The organism is Pseudomonas sp. Seg1, from assembly GCF_018326005.1.
GTDB lineage: Bacteria > Pseudomonadota > Gammaproteobacteria > Pseudomonadales > Pseudomonadaceae > Aquipseudomonas.
Window position 1 is genome coordinate 1,128,983 of record NZ_AP021903.1, and the last position, 16,603, is coordinate 1,145,585.

General features: G+C 57.8%; 10 protein-coding genes and 1 pseudogene. 8 read left to right on the forward strand and 3 right to left on the reverse strand.

From position 1 onward, the window contains the following. Positions 1 to 17: 17 nt before the first annotated feature. The 3 genes from KI231_RS04865 (at position 18) to KI231_RS04875 (ending at position 7,996) form a co-directional block, all read left to right on the forward strand. Positions 18 to 1,385: a DUF1329 domain-containing protein gene (locus KI231_RS04865; RefSeq protein ID WP_213027590.1), complete on the forward strand. Its 1,368-nt coding sequence runs from the start codon at positions 18 to 20 to the stop codon at positions 1,383 to 1,385. Positions 1,386 to 1,524: 139 nt separating this feature from the next. Next, complete coding sequence (locus tag KI231_RS04870; protein WP_213027591.1) at positions 1,525 to 4,080, forward strand: helix-turn-helix transcriptional regulator; 2,556 nt, start codon at positions 1,525 to 1,527, stop codon at positions 4,078 to 4,080. A gap of 418 nt (positions 4,081 to 4,498) precedes the next feature. After that, the gene (locus tag KI231_RS04875; protein WP_213027592.1) at positions 4,499 to 7,996 is read left to right on the forward strand and encodes a dermonecrotic toxin domain-containing protein; all 3,498 of its coding nucleotides are present in this window, start codon (positions 4,499 to 4,501) and stop codon (positions 7,994 to 7,996) included. A gap of 29 nt (positions 7,997 to 8,025) precedes the next feature. Here the strand turns inward: KI231_RS04875 and KI231_RS04880 are convergent, their stop codons facing one another. Continuing rightward, positions 8,026 to 8,814, reverse strand: a complete 789-nt coding sequence (locus KI231_RS04880; protein WP_213027593.1) for an IclR family transcriptional regulator — start codon at positions 8,812 to 8,814, stop codon at positions 8,026 to 8,028. A gap of 165 nt (positions 8,815 to 8,979) precedes the next feature. Between KI231_RS04880 and hmgA the strand changes: the two genes are divergently transcribed. The 4 genes from hmgA (at position 8,980) to KI231_RS04900 (ending at position 13,771) form a co-directional block, all read left to right on the forward strand. Next, positions 8,980 to 10,284: a homogentisate 1,2-dioxygenase gene (gene hmgA / locus KI231_RS04885; protein ID WP_213027594.1), complete on the forward strand. Its 1,305-nt coding sequence runs from the start codon at positions 8,980 to 8,982 to the stop codon at positions 10,282 to 10,284. Positions 10,285 to 10,287: 3 nt separating this feature from the next. After that, positions 10,288 to 11,592, forward strand: coding sequence for a fumarylacetoacetase (gene fahA, locus KI231_RS04890; protein ID WP_213027595.1), 1,305 nt, complete (start codon positions 10,288 to 10,290; stop codon positions 11,590 to 11,592). A gap of 12 nt (positions 11,593 to 11,604) precedes the next feature. Beyond that, a complete protein-coding gene (gene maiA / locus KI231_RS04895; protein WP_213027596.1) occupies positions 11,605 to 12,240 on the forward strand; it encodes a maleylacetoacetate isomerase in 636 nt (211 codons plus the stop codon). 160 nt (positions 12,241 to 12,400) lie between these two features. Next, positions 12,401 to 13,771, forward strand: coding sequence for an MFS transporter (locus KI231_RS04900; RefSeq protein WP_213027597.1), 1,371 nt, complete (start codon positions 12,401 to 12,403; stop codon positions 13,769 to 13,771). A gap of 169 nt (positions 13,772 to 13,940) precedes the next feature. Here KI231_RS04900 and KI231_RS04905 read toward each other — a convergent pair whose 3' ends face one another. Further along, on the reverse strand, positions 13,941 to 14,744 hold the full coding sequence (locus KI231_RS04905; RefSeq protein WP_213027598.1) for a SirB1 family protein: 804 nt from the start codon (positions 14,742 to 14,744) through the stop codon (positions 13,941 to 13,943). Between the two features lie 185 nt (positions 14,745 to 14,929). Between KI231_RS04905 and KI231_RS04910 the strand changes: the two genes are divergently transcribed. Continuing rightward, positions 14,930 to 15,949, forward strand: coding sequence for a Leu/Phe/Val dehydrogenase (locus tag KI231_RS04910; RefSeq protein WP_213027599.1), 1,020 nt, complete (start codon positions 14,930 to 14,932; stop codon positions 15,947 to 15,949). 179 nt (positions 15,950 to 16,128) lie between these two features. Here the strand turns inward: KI231_RS04910 and KI231_RS04915 are convergent. Beyond that, positions 16,129 to 16,383, reverse strand: a pseudogene (locus KI231_RS04915) (YebG family protein); the annotation flags it as partial. Positions 16,384 to 16,603 lie beyond the last annotated feature (220 nt).

Sequence of the window (16,603 nt, forward strand, 5' to 3'; positions counted from 1 at the left end):
CGAGAAGGATGAAAGCAATGCGCAAAATGATTCTGCAATGCGGTGTGCTGGCCCTGAGTCTGTTGGCGGCCAACGTGATGGCGGCGGTGTCGCCGGATGAGGCAAACAAACTCGGCACCAGCCTGACCCCGCTCGGCGCCGAGAAGGCCGGCAACGCTGACGGCTCGATTCCGGCCTGGACCGGTGGCATCCCGAAAAACGCCGGAGCGGTAGACAGCAAAGGCTTCCTGGCTGACCCGTTCGCCAATGAAAAACCGCTGTTCACCATCACTGCGGCCAATGTCGATCAGTACAAGAGCAAACTCTCCGACGGCCAGGTGGCGATGTTCAAACGCTACCCGGAAACCTACAAGATCCCGGTCTATCCAACCCACCGCACCGTCGCCGTGCCGGCGGAAATCTACGAGTCGGCCAAGCGCAGCGCGCTCAATGTCACCAGTATCAATGACGGCAACGGCCTGGCCAATTTCACCGGCAATCGCTATTACGCTTTCCCGATTCCGAAGAACGGCGTGGAGGTATTGTGGAACCACATCACTCGTTACCACGGCGGTAATCTGCGCCGCATCATCACCCAGGTAACGCCGCAGACCAATGGCAGCTACACGCCGATTCGCTTCGAAGAAGAAATCGCCGTGCCGCAACTGATGAAGGACCTCGACCCGGAAAAAGCCGCCAACGTACTGACCTTCTTCAAGCAATCGGTGACGGCGCCGGCGCGTCTGGCCGGTAACGTGCTGCTGGTGCACGAGACACTCGATCAAGTAAAGGAACCGCGTCTGGCGTGGATCTACAACGCCGGTCAGCGTCGGGTTCGGCGTGCCCCGCAAGTGGCGTATGACGGGCCGGGCACGGCGGCGGATGGCCTGCGCACCTCGGACAACTTCGACATGTTCTCCGGAGCCCCGGATCGCTACGACTGGAAATTGGTCGGCAAAAAGGAAATGTACATTCCGTACAACAGCTACAAACTCGATTCGCCGAAACTCAAGTACGACGACATCGTCAAGGCTGGCCACATCAACCAGGACCTGACCCGCTATGAACTGCACCGGGTCTGGGAGGTGATCGGCACGGTCAAACCGAGCGAGCGGCACATCTACGCCAAGCGCCACATGTACATCGACGAAGACAGCTGGCAGGTCGCACTGGCGGACCATTACGACGGTCGCGGGCAACTGTGGCGCGTCGCCGAAGGTCACGCGCAGTACTACTACGATCACCAGGCGCAGGCCTACACCCTCGAAGCGCTCTACGACATCATCGCCGGCCGCTACATTGCCTTGGGGATGAAGAACGAAGAGAAGCACAGTTTCGAGTTCGGCTTCGAAGCCAAGGCTGCCGACTACACACCATCGGCCCTGCGCGCAGAGGGTGTGCGGTAACGGATCAGATACATCAGCCGTACAAAAGGCGACCGCATGCTCGCCTCTTTTATGGCCGCCAATCAGCGTGCTGAATACTCGTCAACAAGCTGCCGGGAGAGGGCTAGGGTGAGCCCACAACTATAAAAAGGCTCGCCCGATGACCGCCATGACGCCGTGTCTGGATCGCCCCGGATTCTTGCCCAGACTGTCCTCCCATCACCAACCCCGCGCACGGTTGAGCGAGCCATTGCTTGAATCGATGGCGCGGGTCAGGCTGATCTGCGCACCTGCGGGCAGTGGCAAGAGTGCGCTGCTTGCCGAGTGCCTGCTGCAGGCGCCGCAACACTGCGAAGTCTGCTGGTTGCCGCTGGCGGGGGCAGCATCGGGTGTCAGCGAATTTTGTCTGCGCCTGGCGCAGGCGTTGGAGCTGGCCGATACAACGGAGTCCGCTCTGGTCGCGGCGCTGAGTCGCTGGTCGAGGCCGACCTGGCTGTTTATCGATGACTACTGCCGGTTGCCCGATTGCGCGCTGGATGCATTGCTTGATCGCTTGCTGACGGTCAGCAGCCCGGCCTTGATCTGGTGGATCGGCACGCGTCGACGCCCGCCATGCAACTGGCCTCGTCTACTGCTCGATGATGAATTGTACGAGTGCGAAAGCTCGACGCTGGCGTTCACCCAAACAGAAATCACCCATGCGTTGAAGCACCTGCCCGCCGGGCAGGCCGGCGACCTGGCCGCGCGAATCACCCAGCGAACCGCTGGCTGGTGCGCCGGGGTGCGCATGGCGCTGTTGCGCAAATGCGATTGGTCACAGACAACAGAACCGCAGCAACGCATCGATACACTGCTCGACTACCTGCAACATGAACTCTTCACTGGCCTCACGCCGGACCTGACCGAAGTCTGGCGCGTGCTCGCACAAATGCCGCGCTTCAATGTGCAACTGTGCGAGCACCTTTTCGGCGCCGGGGAGGGGGCTTTACACCTGCGCACATTGCAAATGCTTGGCTGCTTTATTGAGCCCTGGAATGACTCCGCGGACTGGTTGCAGATTTTCCCGCCGCTGTCTCGCGTCGTGCGCGAGGAGCATTGGCCGTCGCGCCGTACATGGCATCGACGTGCCTGTCAGTGGTTCAGTTCCGCACGGGATTGGCGCTCGGCATTTGAGCAGGCGTTACTGGCTGAAGAATACGAAGCTGCCGTCAGCCTGCTGCAGCACTTCAGTTTCGAGCAATTGTTTGAAGAGCAAACGGTGGTGTTGTTGGTGCGACTGCACGAGCAACACGCGGGGGAGTTGACCCTGAGCACCCCTCAACTGGTCGGGCTGATTACCGCAGCGTTGCTCTTTGCGGGTCGTTTCGAGCACGCAGCGAAATGCATCGGGCATCTGGGGCGGTTCATGCCGCAGCCTTCGCCAGCGCTTGAGCGCCAGTTGATTTCGCGTTGGCAAACGTTGCAAGGCTGGTTAATGCACCTGGAAGGGCGGATGGAGGCCGCTCATGAACACTTTGCGCAAGCGCTGGAGGTCCTCGATCTCGAGAATTGGATCGCTCGGGTGATGTGTTTGTCAGGGTTGACCCAACAGGCCCTGTTGCGCGGGGAGCTGGATCTGGCTCATGCGTTGAATCGCCGGGCGTTGTGTCTGGCGCGGGCTCAAGGCTCGCTGGTTTTCGAAGCACTGCTTGAACTCGATCACGGACAATTACTCGAGCAGCGCGGCGCGGCGCCTCGTGCTGAAAGCCTGCTGGCGGGCGTGCATGATTTGCTCGCCAGCCAGCCGAACCGCCTGAGTCCCTTGCTGGGACGGATTGCCTTGCGTCGCGGGCGTCTTGCGCTGAGTCAGGGGCTGGATGTCTCGGCGGCGGAGTTTTTTCAGTCCGGGCTGGACGATTGCAAACGCAATCAAGACAAGCGGGTTTTGTATGGCTATCTGGGAATGGCGCAACTCGCTGCCAACGGGGCGGATTATCAAAAGGCGTTCGCATGGCTGCGTGACGCGGAGCGTTTGATGCAGCAGCGGCAGATTCCGGAAACGGTTTATCGGGGTGTGCTGTTACAAATCAGCAGCCTGTTCTGGTTACAGCAAGGACGTCCCGAGCTGGCATGCGAGGCAACGACACGCCTGCTACGGCACTATCAAGGATCGAACGCCTTGCAGGCGCCCCCCGCAACACTTGAATTGATTCCACGGATTGAATATTTGCTGATCCTTGCGCAAGTGGGTCTGCGCACAGCGCACAATCCGCTCGGCCGCCTCCAGCGTTTGCTGGAGGCGGCGCATCAACGCAAAATGTTTTCGCTGGAAGCCGACCTTCAATTGGCGTTGGCCGAGGTTGCCTTTGTGCAAGGCGATCAGCCTATGGCGCGGCGTCACTTACAGCAGGGGCTGGAACTGACCAGTCATCACTGTTTGCATCAGGCGTCGCGCGAACTGCAACTGCGCCAGCCCGGGCTGATGAAAGTGCTGGATAACGAGCCACTGAAATCGACCGGTGCCAATCCCCTCAATGGTAGTGGTCTGCTCAGCCTCCGTGAACTGGAAGTTTTAGGCCTGATCGCCAAGGGATATTCCAATCAACAAATTGCAGATCAACTGTTTATTTCTCTACATACGGTAAAAACCCACGCCAGACGCATACATGGGAAGTTAGGTGCCGCACGGCGAACTCAAGCGGTCGCGAGTGCCAAGTCGTTGGGTATGGTGTTCTAGCATTGTTGTTATATGCAGTCTTCAGCAGTGGTTCGAAATCAGTGTCTGTTTGAGCCGCTAATGCTTCGGTTTCAAGAGGTTGTTGAATTTTTTCGTAACAGCCAATCGTCTAAGGCGACTGCTTCGTGCGAGGCTGAAACATAAAGTGCTGAATGATTTGGGCGCTCACGTGTGAAGTATTTCGAGAAAATTGGATGTAATGGTCAGGGCTAAGGTGCTCATTGGTTTTAAATTTATGGTGATATCGGTATGTAAAATAATTGATTCAGTTTGTTTGTTCTGTGATTCGGTCCGGGTAATGTACAAGATTGGAAAAGTATTCCGAGTATCTTTTCGGGAAGTCCCTGGCTTAGTTTGAATTAGCGAAGCAGATGTCATTCTGATGTTTGTAAGTGTCAAACTGAGAAGGTATGTTTAAATGGAAGTTCGTAGTCTTGACAATGCTGGATTCGGTAAAGTGGGAGAGGCGCTGGTCGCATTAAAGGGGCCGTTGAACGACATGCCTGCATTCGATGTTGTTTTACGTGCCTGTTTGCAGCGTGCAGTTGGCGAATTTTTTCAGCAGGCCGATGCGCGCATCATCAATATCAATGTTCGTGGCAATGTCAAGCCGAAGCAAATGGAGCCGGTAGGAAGCCTGCTTCAAGTGTTAACTGACTGTCTGCAGCGTGGCAGGGCGCCGAAGTATGATGCGCAATATTACGCGATTTATAGTGATCCGATTACAACCAATTCTCGAGATTTGTTGCCTGCGGTCCCTCTGGCGTCTGTTGAGAAGTTACTGGAACGTCTGTTTCTAAATTTGCCAGACTACTATGTTGCGGTACTGCAAGAGTATTGGGCGGGAAAGGACGAAAGTAAGGGGCGTTTTGCAGTTCCGAGAAAAATGACCATGAGCGAACTTCAAGCCTATCTCTTTCTGGATGAGCTTGAAGTTCTTTCTGATGAGGGCGGTATCAGTCGGGAGGAACTTCAACGTATCCGTTATATGCTTCAGCCGGGCTCGCGCGGTACTTGGTATGGCGTATTTATCGGCAGCCGGGGAGACGCTTATAATGTGCAGCATTCAATGTTCGCCATCCCACTGGCAGAAGCTATCCGGGATGAACTTATTCCACGGGCGGATACGGCAATCGTACTGTACTCCCCGACTCATGGCGTCGAAAGATTCTCCTCCTCTGCTGAAATGCATCGGACGCTTGAGCAACGCCTGTCGTCCGGTGACAGTCGTGAGGTTTTCCTACAGTCGCTCGCAATCAAGGAACGAGAAAATTTTCCAGTCGTGCCCGAATTCCGTTATTTGAAAGTTGAGGCCGATCTGTTTGCACGCATCAGCGATAACGCCATTGAAAAATCCTGCAGTGAAGTTGTTAAACTGCTGGCTCAGTTCACTGATCCTGACTCGAATTATGATGCGGTTGTCGCGTCGGTGACGTCTGCACAGGCCTTGCCGGATATGCTTGGCCAAGCGAAGTCTCGCCAGGCGGCGCTTGTTCGGCTGGCGCAAAAAAACAGGTGGCCGATCTGGCTGCAGAATGCCGGTTCAACGAATCAGGAGATTTATGAGGCATTGGAAAAGCGCCTGCTGGAAAGCGAAGTGCAATACCATGAAGTAACAAAGGGGTTCGCCTCGCTCAAGGACTTTGCAAAAAAAGAAGTGGAGGATTTTATTTCTCCGGGTAAGGACGTTCGGATTGACCCCGATAGCGTCTTCGTCAATGTCCGCCATGTGTTGAATGTAACGAATGGTCAAAAGATTGAGACCAAGGAGCGTAAAACGCTCACCCAGGCGTTCATGTACGGCGTGCATGATCAACAAGGTCAATTTGAAATTGCTGTGGAAAATCAGCCTTACAATCCTAAGTGGACAGCCTCTGAACTGCCTAAGTCGATCAAAGCGTTGAACGTGCGCGTGCGATATAACGACCAAAGGCAAGCCGTCTACTCTAAACCTGAAGTCTCGCAAGCGCTTCGACAAGTTGAAGGTCGCAGGACGGCTCTGTCGCTATTTAGCGCGGTTCTGCAAAAACAAGTGAGCCATGATGCCAACGATATGGTTAATCGCTATAACTATGATGACCTGTCTATCATGTCCGGGGGGATCAAGCTTGGTGCTAAGTATCACGCGTTCAAGGAGCTGAGGTATTTTAAGCGCAAGCTTGATCAAGACTCCCCCATCGTGGTGTATGCGCCGGGTTTTCCAGGCTCGCAAGAGTGGTTCGAATTTGCCCACTTCGGAGCGTTAAGGAACACGTTATTAAAATGGGTCCAGGACGATGAAGTCTGGGAGTATCTGAAGTCTCAGGCCGTTCTGTCTGATGTAAACAGGATGGTGGCTGAAGTCACAGGTGATAGTTGGGCCCCACGTTGGATTGGTCAATCGAGTTTTGAATTCCCATTTACTACTGAAGACTACCCGCTGGAAAACGCGGTAAAAAATATCCTCAGATGGGAAGCCAAGCAAATAGAAGCTTATACACCTCAGTGGTTCCGGAACGCCTCGGCGGAGGACCAAGGGTTATCCGTTCGATTGCATACAGAATTCAAGGCTATTCAAAACGTTGCAAAAGACGATCTGAAAATCGTGCCTTTCAAGGAGTTTGCCCGTGAACTGGTGATGAACACATTCGCCCAGTACTGGAGTAGCAAAAAACTCAAGGTTCCAGTCTTTGATCCGAATAATGTCATGGTCAAGATTCATAATGTTCCAGAAATGACGCTCACCGATCTGTTCATCCAGTGGCATATTTGGCGCAGTGACGTTACGATCTTTGAAAAAATTGTGAGTGTTGTCGTTCCAGGGATCTCCATAGCAATACATGAGTTAAGAGATTACCTTCGAACTGCCCGGTTCTCCGGTCGTGGTGTAGTAACCGCATTGAATGCACAGGTCATCAATGATCTTATTGATCTGAAGCCCGGCGAACGTTACGACGAGTATCTTAAATATCAATTCCTCTCGACCCCACGTCGTGCTCTGAAGGAGGTTTGTTATCGAGAGCTGAAGCAGAACGAAATGCTCACTGCAGCGCTTGCCCAGAAAATCAGGCGCACGATATCCAATGAAGATTTCAGTTGGATTAAAACACTTATCGATGGTCTTGATAGCAATATTCGCGGCACTGATTTTTATACAGTGGGCGCTGCTGCCGTGCCGGACGAGGGCGTTTATCATTTTACCTTGGAAGGCAAGAAAGTTTACGGTGCTTATATATTTAGCCGCAAATTTAACGGGCGCCTGCAGTCTATTGTCTATGTGCCGGGAACCCATGACGGGAATGATTACTTCCCTGTCGAACAGTTGTCGACGCGGCTTGGAGACTTCACCTTTGCAGGCCATGTTTTACGAATGGTCAGACTTGAAGATCAAAAGGCTGTCAAACAACTCACAGAGAAGTACAAACGCGGGGGCACAAATGAACAGCCACCTGTGCTTTACAACGCGTATGGGGTTGGCAACGAGTTCAAACACGAGTATCAGGCCATGATCACGCGTTTCAGGGATGACGTGGATTATCAAACCACCAGTACCTGGGAGGCGGTCTGGGTCGATGCCAAGATTTTGCTCAATATCGCTTTGGATGTTGTCTCGTTGTTCGTGCCTCCAGTGGGCGCGGTAGTGACTGTACTGCGAATCGCGTATACGATCGTTGAGGGGATTTCGGCCTCACTGGACGGTGATAAAGAAGCATCCAATGCTTATTTCGCCAGTGCCTGGAGAGCGGCCATCATGTTTTATATCGGCTACATCGCCGGCGTCGGCAACTCTGCCAGCGCGGCCGGGCTGCTGTCTCGGATCAACGATTACGCGGACCTTCTCTCGTCGGTAACCGGTGTTCGCGTTGGCATCAGCTATGTCACCGCAGTCGCCGTTCCGCCTCACCGAGTGGAAAGCACCACCCGACTGATCGGTTGATTCACTCATCGAGGCGCCTGCCTACCCTTTCAGGGTGCAGGCGTCTCGAATCCCATCCGCCAACTCACGGCCCGCGTCGCAGCCAACAACCGCTGCGCCGCCGGGCCGTTTTCGTCGGCGTGGAACAACGAAGTCGGGCCGACGATGGTCAGCACCGCTGCAACTTGCCCCACCGCGTTGAACACGGGTGCCGACAAGGCATCCACCCCCGGCATCAGCAAACCATGCACATGATGCAGACCGCGTTCGCGAATCTGTTCACACAAGATGGCGTAAGCCTTTTCATCGGCCAACGGGTGATTGGCAGCAGCGATTTCCTGCTCACGTAATTCGTCGGTTTCCCGATGCGGCAGGTAGGCACTGAACACCAGCCCGGTGGAGGAGCTGAGCAACGGCAACACCGAGCCCAACTGCGTGACCACCGTCACCGCGCGCACCGCCGGTTCGATGTGCACAACGGTTGCACCCTGATTGCCCCACACCGCCAGAAAACAGGTTTCGTTGAGTTCGTCGCGCAATTCGGACAGCGGCAGGGCAGCGACTTTCAGCACGTCCATACTGTTGAGGGCGGCCAGGCCCACGCGCAGCGCCTCACGGCCGAGGCCGTAATGGTTGGTGGCGGTGTTTTGCTCGGCAAACCCCGAGGCGATCAACGCCTGCAAATAGCGATGCACTTTGCTCGCCGGCATCTGTACATGTTCGGCCAGACGTGACAGCGAAGTGGAAGGCGACAATTCGGCCAAAGCCTTAAGGATGTCGGTGCCGACTTCGGCGGAGCGCACTTTCTGTTTGCCGTTACTGTCGCTGGTTTTTTCCATGAGGCTGCCGGGATCCGAAAACGAATGGGCGTCTTTATAGCTTGACGCTGGATAGCGAGCAAATTACGTTATGCGTAATCGAATTACGATAATAACAACCCCGGCGTGCCGAAACCTCTGAGCCAGAGCGATGGGCCACTGCCGACTCCCTGTTCAGGAGGCTCCATGAACCTCGATTCAACCGCGTCGTCGCTGGCCTATCAGTCCGGTTTCGGCAACGAATTCAGCACTGAAGCGTTGCCCGGCGCGCTGCCCGTCGGCCAGAACTCCCCGCAAAAAGCCCCGTACGGCCTCTACACCGAATTGTTCTCCGGCACTGCATTCACCATGACCCGCAGTGAAGCGCGGCGTACCTGGATGTACCGGATACAGCCGTCGGCCAATCACCCGGCATTCGTCAAACTGGAGCGGCAACTGGCCGGTGGTCCGTTGGGTGAAGTGACCCCCAACCGCCTGCGCTGGAACGCGCTGGACATGCCGAGCGAGCCGACCGATTTCATCGACGGTCTGGTGAGCATGGCGGCCAACTCGGGGGCCGATAAGCCCGCCGGGATCAGCATCTATCACTACGCCGCCAACCGTTCGATGGAACGCGTTTTCTTCAACGCCGATGGCGAACTGCTGCTGGTGCCGCAACTGGGGCGCTTGCGTATTGCCACCGAGCTGGGCGTGCTGGACGTCGCGCCGCTGGAAATCGTCGTGCTGCCACGCGGTCTGAAATTCCGCGTCCAATTGCTCGATCCGCAGGCTCGTGGCTACATCGCCGAGAACCACGGTGCGCCGCTGCGCCTGCCCGACCTGGGGCCGATCGGCAGCAATGGCCTGGCCAACCCGCGCGACTTCCTGACCCCGGTCGCCGCCTACGAAAACCTGCAACAACCGACCACGCTGGTGCAGAAATTCCTCGGCCAGTTGTGGGGAACCGAGCTCAATCATTCGCCGCTGAACGTGGTCGCCTGGCATGGCAACAACGTTCCGTACAAATACGACCTGCGCCGGTTCAACACCATCGGCACGGTCAGCTTCGATCATCCGGACCCGTCGATCTTCACGGTGCTGACTTCACCGACCAGTGTGCACGGGCTGGCCAACCTGGATTTCGTGATCTTCCCGCCACGCTGGATGGTCGCCGAGAACACTTTCCGTCCACCGTGGTTCCACCGCAACCTGATGAACGAATTCATGGGCCTGATCCAGGGCGAGTACGACGCCAAGGCCGAAGGCTTTGTGCCCGGCGGCGCCTCCCTGCACAGCTGCATGAGCGCCCACGGTCCGGATGGCGAGACTTGCACCAAAGCGATCAACGCCGCGCTTGCACCGGCGAAGATCGACAACACCATGGCCTTCATGTTCGAGACCAGCCAAGTGTTGCGCCCCAGCCGCTTCGCCCTCGAATGCCCACAACTGCAACCCAATTACGACGCCTGCTGGGCCACGTTGCCCGCCACGTTCGACCCGACCCGGAGATAACCCATGACTCAGAATTCCATCACCCGCAGTTGGGTTGTCTCGGCCAATGGCCACGCCGACTTCCCGTTGCAGAACCTGCCGCTGGGCGTGTTCAGCATCAACGGTTCGGCACCGCGCGCCGGTGTGGCAATCGGCGAACACATCTTCGATCTGCAAGTGGCGCTTGAGGCCGGATTGTTCGACGGCGCCGCACGCAGCGCGGTCGAAGCCATGCACGGCGGCCAGTTGAACGCGTTCTTCGAACTCGGTCGCGAAGCGCGGGTGGCCTTGCGCGAGCGCCTGCTGGAATTGTTCAGCGAAGGCAGCACCCATCGCGGCAACATCGAAGCCCAGGGCGCGAAACTGCTGCCACTGGCCGCCGATTGCCAGATGCAGCTGCCGGCGCGCATCAGCGATTACACCGACTTCTACGTCGGCATCGAGCACGCGCAGAACGTCGGCAAACTGTTCCGTCCGGACAACCCGTTGCTGCCGAACTACAAACATGTGCCAATCGGTTATCACGGCCGCGCCTCCACCGTGCGCGCTTCCGGCACCGACGTGCGCCGCCCGAAAGGCCAGACCTTGCCGGCGGGCGCGAGCGAGCCGACGTTCGGCCCCTGCGCACGTCTGGACTATGAACTGGAACTGGGCATCTGGATCGGTCAGGGCAACGAGATGGGCGAGTCGATTGCAATTGGCGATGCCGCCGAGCACATCGCCGGTTTCTGTCTGCTCAACGACTGGTCGGCCCGCGATATCCAGGCCTGGGAATACCAGCCGCTGGGCCCGTTCCTGTCGAAGAGTTTTATCACCAGCGTTTCGCCGTGGGTCGTCACCGCTGAGGCGCTGGCGCCGTTCCGCACCGCGCAACCCGCGCGTCCTGAAGGTGATCCGCAGCCGCTGCCGTATCTGTTCGACAAGCGCGATCAGGAGGGCGGTGCGTTCGACATCGAACTGGAGGTGCTCCTGCTCACCGAACGCATGCGCGAACAGAATCTGCCAGCCCATCGCCTGACCCTGAGCAACACCCGCCACATGTACTGGACCGTTGCGCAAATGGTCGCGCACCACAGCGTCAACGGTTGCCAGTTGCAGGCCGGTGACCTGTTTGGTTCGGGCACGTTGTCCGGCCCTGAAAGCGGTCAGTTCGGCAGCCTGCTGGAAATCACCGAGGGCGGCAAAAAGCCGATCGAACTGGCGTCCGGCGAAGTGCGCAAATTCCTTGAGGACGGTGACGAAATCATCCTGCGCGCCCGTTGCGCCCGTGACGGTTTTGCTTCCATCGGCTTCGGTGAATGCCGCGGCAAAGTCTTGGCGGCACGCTGACAGGAGCGGCTCATGGATCTCTATACCTATTACCGTTCGACCTCGTCGTATCGGGTGCGGATCGCGCTGGCGCTCAAGGGCCTCGACTATCAGGCGTTGCCGGTCAATCTGATCGCGCCGTCCGGCGGCGAGCATCGGCAAGCGGCGTATCTGGCGATCAATCCACAAGGCCGCGTGCCGGCCTTGCGCACCGATGAAGGCGAATTGCTGATCCAGTCACCGGCGATCATCGAGTACCTGGAAGAGCGTTATCCACAGCAGCCGCTGTTGCCGGATGATCTCGCCGCTCGCGCCCATGTGCGTGGCGTGGCGGCAGTGATCGGCTGCGATGTGCATCCGCTGCACAACGTCAGCGTGCTCAATCGGTTGCGTCAGTTGGGGCACGAAGAGCCGCAGGTGGTGGAGTGGATCAGTCACTGGATTGCTCAAGGGCTGGCCACGGTGGAGCAGTTGATCGGCGACAGTGGTTTCTGTTTCGGCGAGTGGCCGTGTGTGGCTGACGTCTACCTGATCCCGCAGTTGTATGCGGCCGAGCGATTCAATGTTTCGCTGGAGGCTTATCCGCGGATTCGCCGGGTTGCTGCGCTGGCTGCCGAGCATCCAGCCTTTATCAAGGCCCACCCGGCCAACCAACCCGATACACCTTAAGCTCCAACCAAAAAACTGTGGGAGCGGGCTTGCCCGCGATAGCGATTTATCAGTCACCTCTATGTCGGGTGCACTGCCGCCATCGCGGGCAAGCCCGCTCCCACAGGGGGTAATGCCAGCTTCAACCAAAAAATCATAAAAACAAAACAGGTACCTTGCGATGCACAACCAGATTGCCAGCTTCCGGGCGGCACTCGACGCCCGTCCTGTGTCCCGCTATCAGTGGTTGCTCTTGATCCTGCTCGCCTTGTTGCTGGTCACCGACGGTTACGACGCTCAGGTGCTCGGTTATGTGGTGCCGGCGTTGGCGCAGGATTGGGGACTGGAGAAATCTGCGTTCGGCCCGGTGTTCAGCGCCAACCTGCTCGGTCTTACTCTCGGCTCCCTCGCTGTCACGCCACTGGCAGACCGTTTCGGCGTGCGCCGGATTCTGCTTGCCTGCGTACTGATCTACGCCACCCTCACCGTCCTCATGGTGTTCGCCGACTCGTTGAATACGCTGATGATCGCGCGCTTCATCTGCGGAATTGGTATGGGCGGCGCGATGCCCAGCGCCATGGCGTTGATGTCGGAGTACTCGCCGCCGCGCCTGCGTACATTGATGGTGACGTTGGCCGCATGCGGTTTCTCGTTTGGCGGCGCGGCGGGTGGGTTTGTCGCGGCCGGGTTCATCGACCAGTTCGGCTGGCAAGCGGTGTTCCTCGCCGGTGGCGTCACGCCGTTGCTGCTGTTTCCATTCCTTTGGTGGATGTTGCCGGAATCCTTGCCGCGTTTGTTGCGCGATGCACCGCCGTATGCGCGTCTGCGTAAGGTAACTGCGCGGATGCTGCCGGACTGGCAACCGCCGGCGGCGTCCATCGAGCAAAACCAGCGGGAGCAGGGCAGCAAGCTGACCGTGGTCGAGTTGTTCCGCAACGGTTACGCACGGCCGACTCTGCTGATCTGGGCGACGTTCTTTGTCAGCCTGATTCTGCTGTACTTCATGATCAGCTGGCTGCCGACGCTGCTGCTGGAGAGTGGCCTGAAACTCAACGAGGCCAATCTGGTGACGTCGATGTTCCTGTTCGCCGGTACCTTGGGTGCAATCTGCATGGCCTGGTTCGCCGACCGCTTGAAGCGCAAAGTTCGACTGTTGTCCGGCGTCCTGGCGGGCGCGGCGCTGTGCACGATCCTGCTGGGGCTCAATCACGACAATCCGCGTTATCTGGTGGCCTGCGTGTTCGCCGCAGGGTTCTGCATCATCGGCGGGCAACTGACGCTGAATGCGTTCGCGAGTAATTTCTACCCTGCGCACGTTCGTGCCACGGGCACTGGCTGGGCGCTGGGTGTGGGGCGATTCGGTTCGATTCTCGGGCCGCTATTTGGCAGTCTGCTGCTGGCGATGCATATTCCGGTGGAGCAGATTTTTTTCTTCTGCGCGATTCCGGCGGTGATTGCTGCATTGCTGATCATTCAGGTGCGTTCGCCCAATGACACACGCATATCCAATGTGGGAGCGAGCCTGCTCGCGAAGAGCGATAACACGGTGTAACTGAAAGACCGCGTCGCCTGCTTCGCGAGCAGGCTCGCACCCTCAGTGGTTTATGGTTTTACGCTGAACCGTGCAGGAGTGAGCCTGCTCGCGATGAGGGTGTGTCAGTTATTAATGATCCGACTGACCCACCGCTATCGCGAGCAGGCTCACTCCTATAAAAATCGTTTCAGTGGACAACCGAGTTCGGCGGGAGATGGCCGAGGCGCTCGGTCAGGCGCAGTCGCTGGATCGGATCGTCACTGAGCAACAAGGCATGTTCCAGATCGAAACGCTCGGCGTTCGGGCAGTCGAGCCGTTGATACAGACTGGCGCGGGCGAGGTAATCGGCGACGCCGGCATTGCCCAGTTCGAGCACGCGCTCGGCGTCGATCAACGCGGCGATGAAGTCATCGTGGGTCAGGTGCAACTGACGCAAGTTGCGCGACAGGCGCTGCAGCATCTGCACCGGCGTCGCCGTCAGCAAATGCTCGGCGTTGAGCTTCATGTTCGGCCCGTACTGGCGTTGCAGCAATTCGCGACAGTCATTGGGATATAGGCGTCGACCACCGCAAGGGTCGAGCAAGTGATCGGCTCCGGGCACGCGCAGCAGGAAGTGCCCGGGGAAGTTGACGCCGACCAGTGGAATCTCCAGACCGCGCGCCAGCTCCAGGGCAATCAGCGCCAACGCCAACGGCTGACCGCGCCGAGTCTGCAACACTTTATGCAGCAGGGCTGCCTGCGGACGTAGCGGCAGAAAGTCATCCTGGGCAAAACCCAGGTCCGTCATGCGTCGCAACAATGGCTGCGCCAGTTCGCTGACCGGCAGCATCGGCAAGCCGTAACTGACCCGTTGTTGCAGCTCCTTGAACTCTTGCAGCGGCGTCTCGGGATCGAGCGCTTTTTCGTGCTCGGCAGCCATCCACAGCGCGGCTTCCAACAGCGCGGGCGGCGAACGGTGCAGACAGTCGAAAAAACGTTGGCGCGGACTCATCACAATCTCCGGGGAATGCCTCGTTTTAGCCCCGTCCGCGCCATTCGTCCAGTGCGTGGTTATGCGCGTCCTGGGTTATGCCGCAAAGCGGTTGTCAGCTGTTGTGCTTATTCCGGTGCGCTTCAGCAATTTTCAGGCGCAAGCCTATACTGGCGTTCTACAAGAAGTGATTCGGGAGCCCAACGATGTTTGCGCTCATGCAAAGCACTCGCCTGGAATCGCTGCACCTTAGCGTCGACCCGGTTTCCGGGTTGAAGGCGGTCATTGCCATCCACAACAGTCGTCTCGGGCCAGCCCTGGGCGGATGTCGTTATCTTGCCTATCCCAATGATGAATCGGCGGTTGAAGACGCGATTCGCCTCGCTCAGGGCATGAGCTACAAAGCCGCGCTGGCGGGCCTGCCGCAGGGCGGTGGCGTCGCGGTGATCGTGCGCCCGGTGCATGTGGAAAATCGCGGCGCGCTGTTCGAAGCCTTCGGCCGTTGCATCGATCAGCTCGACGGCCGCTACATCACCGCCATCGACAGCGGCACCTCGGTGGCGGACATGGACTGCATTGCCCAGCAAACCCGGCACGTCACCAGCACCACCTCGGCGGGGGATCCCGCGCCGCATGCGGCCATGGGCGTGTTCACCGGAATTCGCGCCACGGCGATGGCGCGGTTGGGCAGCGACAATCTGGAAGGCTTGCGCGTGGCGATCCAGGGTCTGGGTAATGTCGGTTACGCGCTGGCCGAGCAACTGCATGCAGCCGGGGCTGAATTGCTGGTCAGCGACATCGACCACGGCAAGGTGCAACTGGCAATGGAACAGCTCAATGCGCACCCGATCGCCAACGATGCGTTGCTCAGCACGCCGTGTGACATTCTCGCGCCGTGTGGATTGGGTGGGGTGCTCAACAGTCACACGGTCACGCAACTGCGTTGCTCGGCAGTGGCCGGGTCGGCCAATAATCAGCTGACGCATCTGGATGTCGCCGATCAGCTGGAGCGGCGTGGCATTCTTTATGCGCCGGACTATGTGATCAATGCCGGGGGCCTGATTTATGTCTCGCTGAAACATCGCGGCGAGGAATTGCCCACGATAACTGCACACCTCTCGAAAATCAGTTCGCGGCTGACCGAGGTATTCGCCCATGCGCAGGCGGAGAAACGTTCGCCGGCGCGGGTGGCGGATGAGTTGGCGGAAAAGGTTTTGTATCGCTGAAACGTAAAAGATCGCAGCCTGCGGCAGCTCCTACAGGGCAAACGTATTCCAATGTAGGAGCTGCCGCAGGCTGCGATCTTTTAATGGGTCAGTGATTACTTTGCAGCTTTCGCCGCTTTTGCAGGTTTGACCGGCGCTTCAGCCGGTTCTGCCGCATCGGCAACGTCAGCCACTGGCTCTGCCGGGGCATTGATCAGCTCCGACAGTGCATCAGGCTGGCTCTTGAACGCCTTGGCAAATACATCGCGATTCTTCGCCATGTAGATCCCGACTTCTTCAACCTGCTGCTCGTTCAGCGACGGCACGGCTTTTTGCAACACTTCGGACAGCATCTCGGCCAGTTCGAGCATTTTGTCATGACGGTCAGCTTCGGCTTTATCCATGAACAAGCGCTCCAGATCTCGGCTGCTGCGGTATACCACTTCGACGGCCATTCACCACCTCACATGCCTTCACATTTAGTTGTCTTTGCGACTACTGTATCTATATACAGCGAAAAGGATAAGCGAATCCCTGCGCTTTGGGTAGCGGCTTTTCAATGTAGACCGGATTTGAAGTTTGTCAGCCTCGTCGAACGTTGGCCGCACGCGGTGCGACCAAACGCCACGGCGCGGGTTTTGCGGCGGCTCGCCATGATGGCGTGGCCTCTTTTCT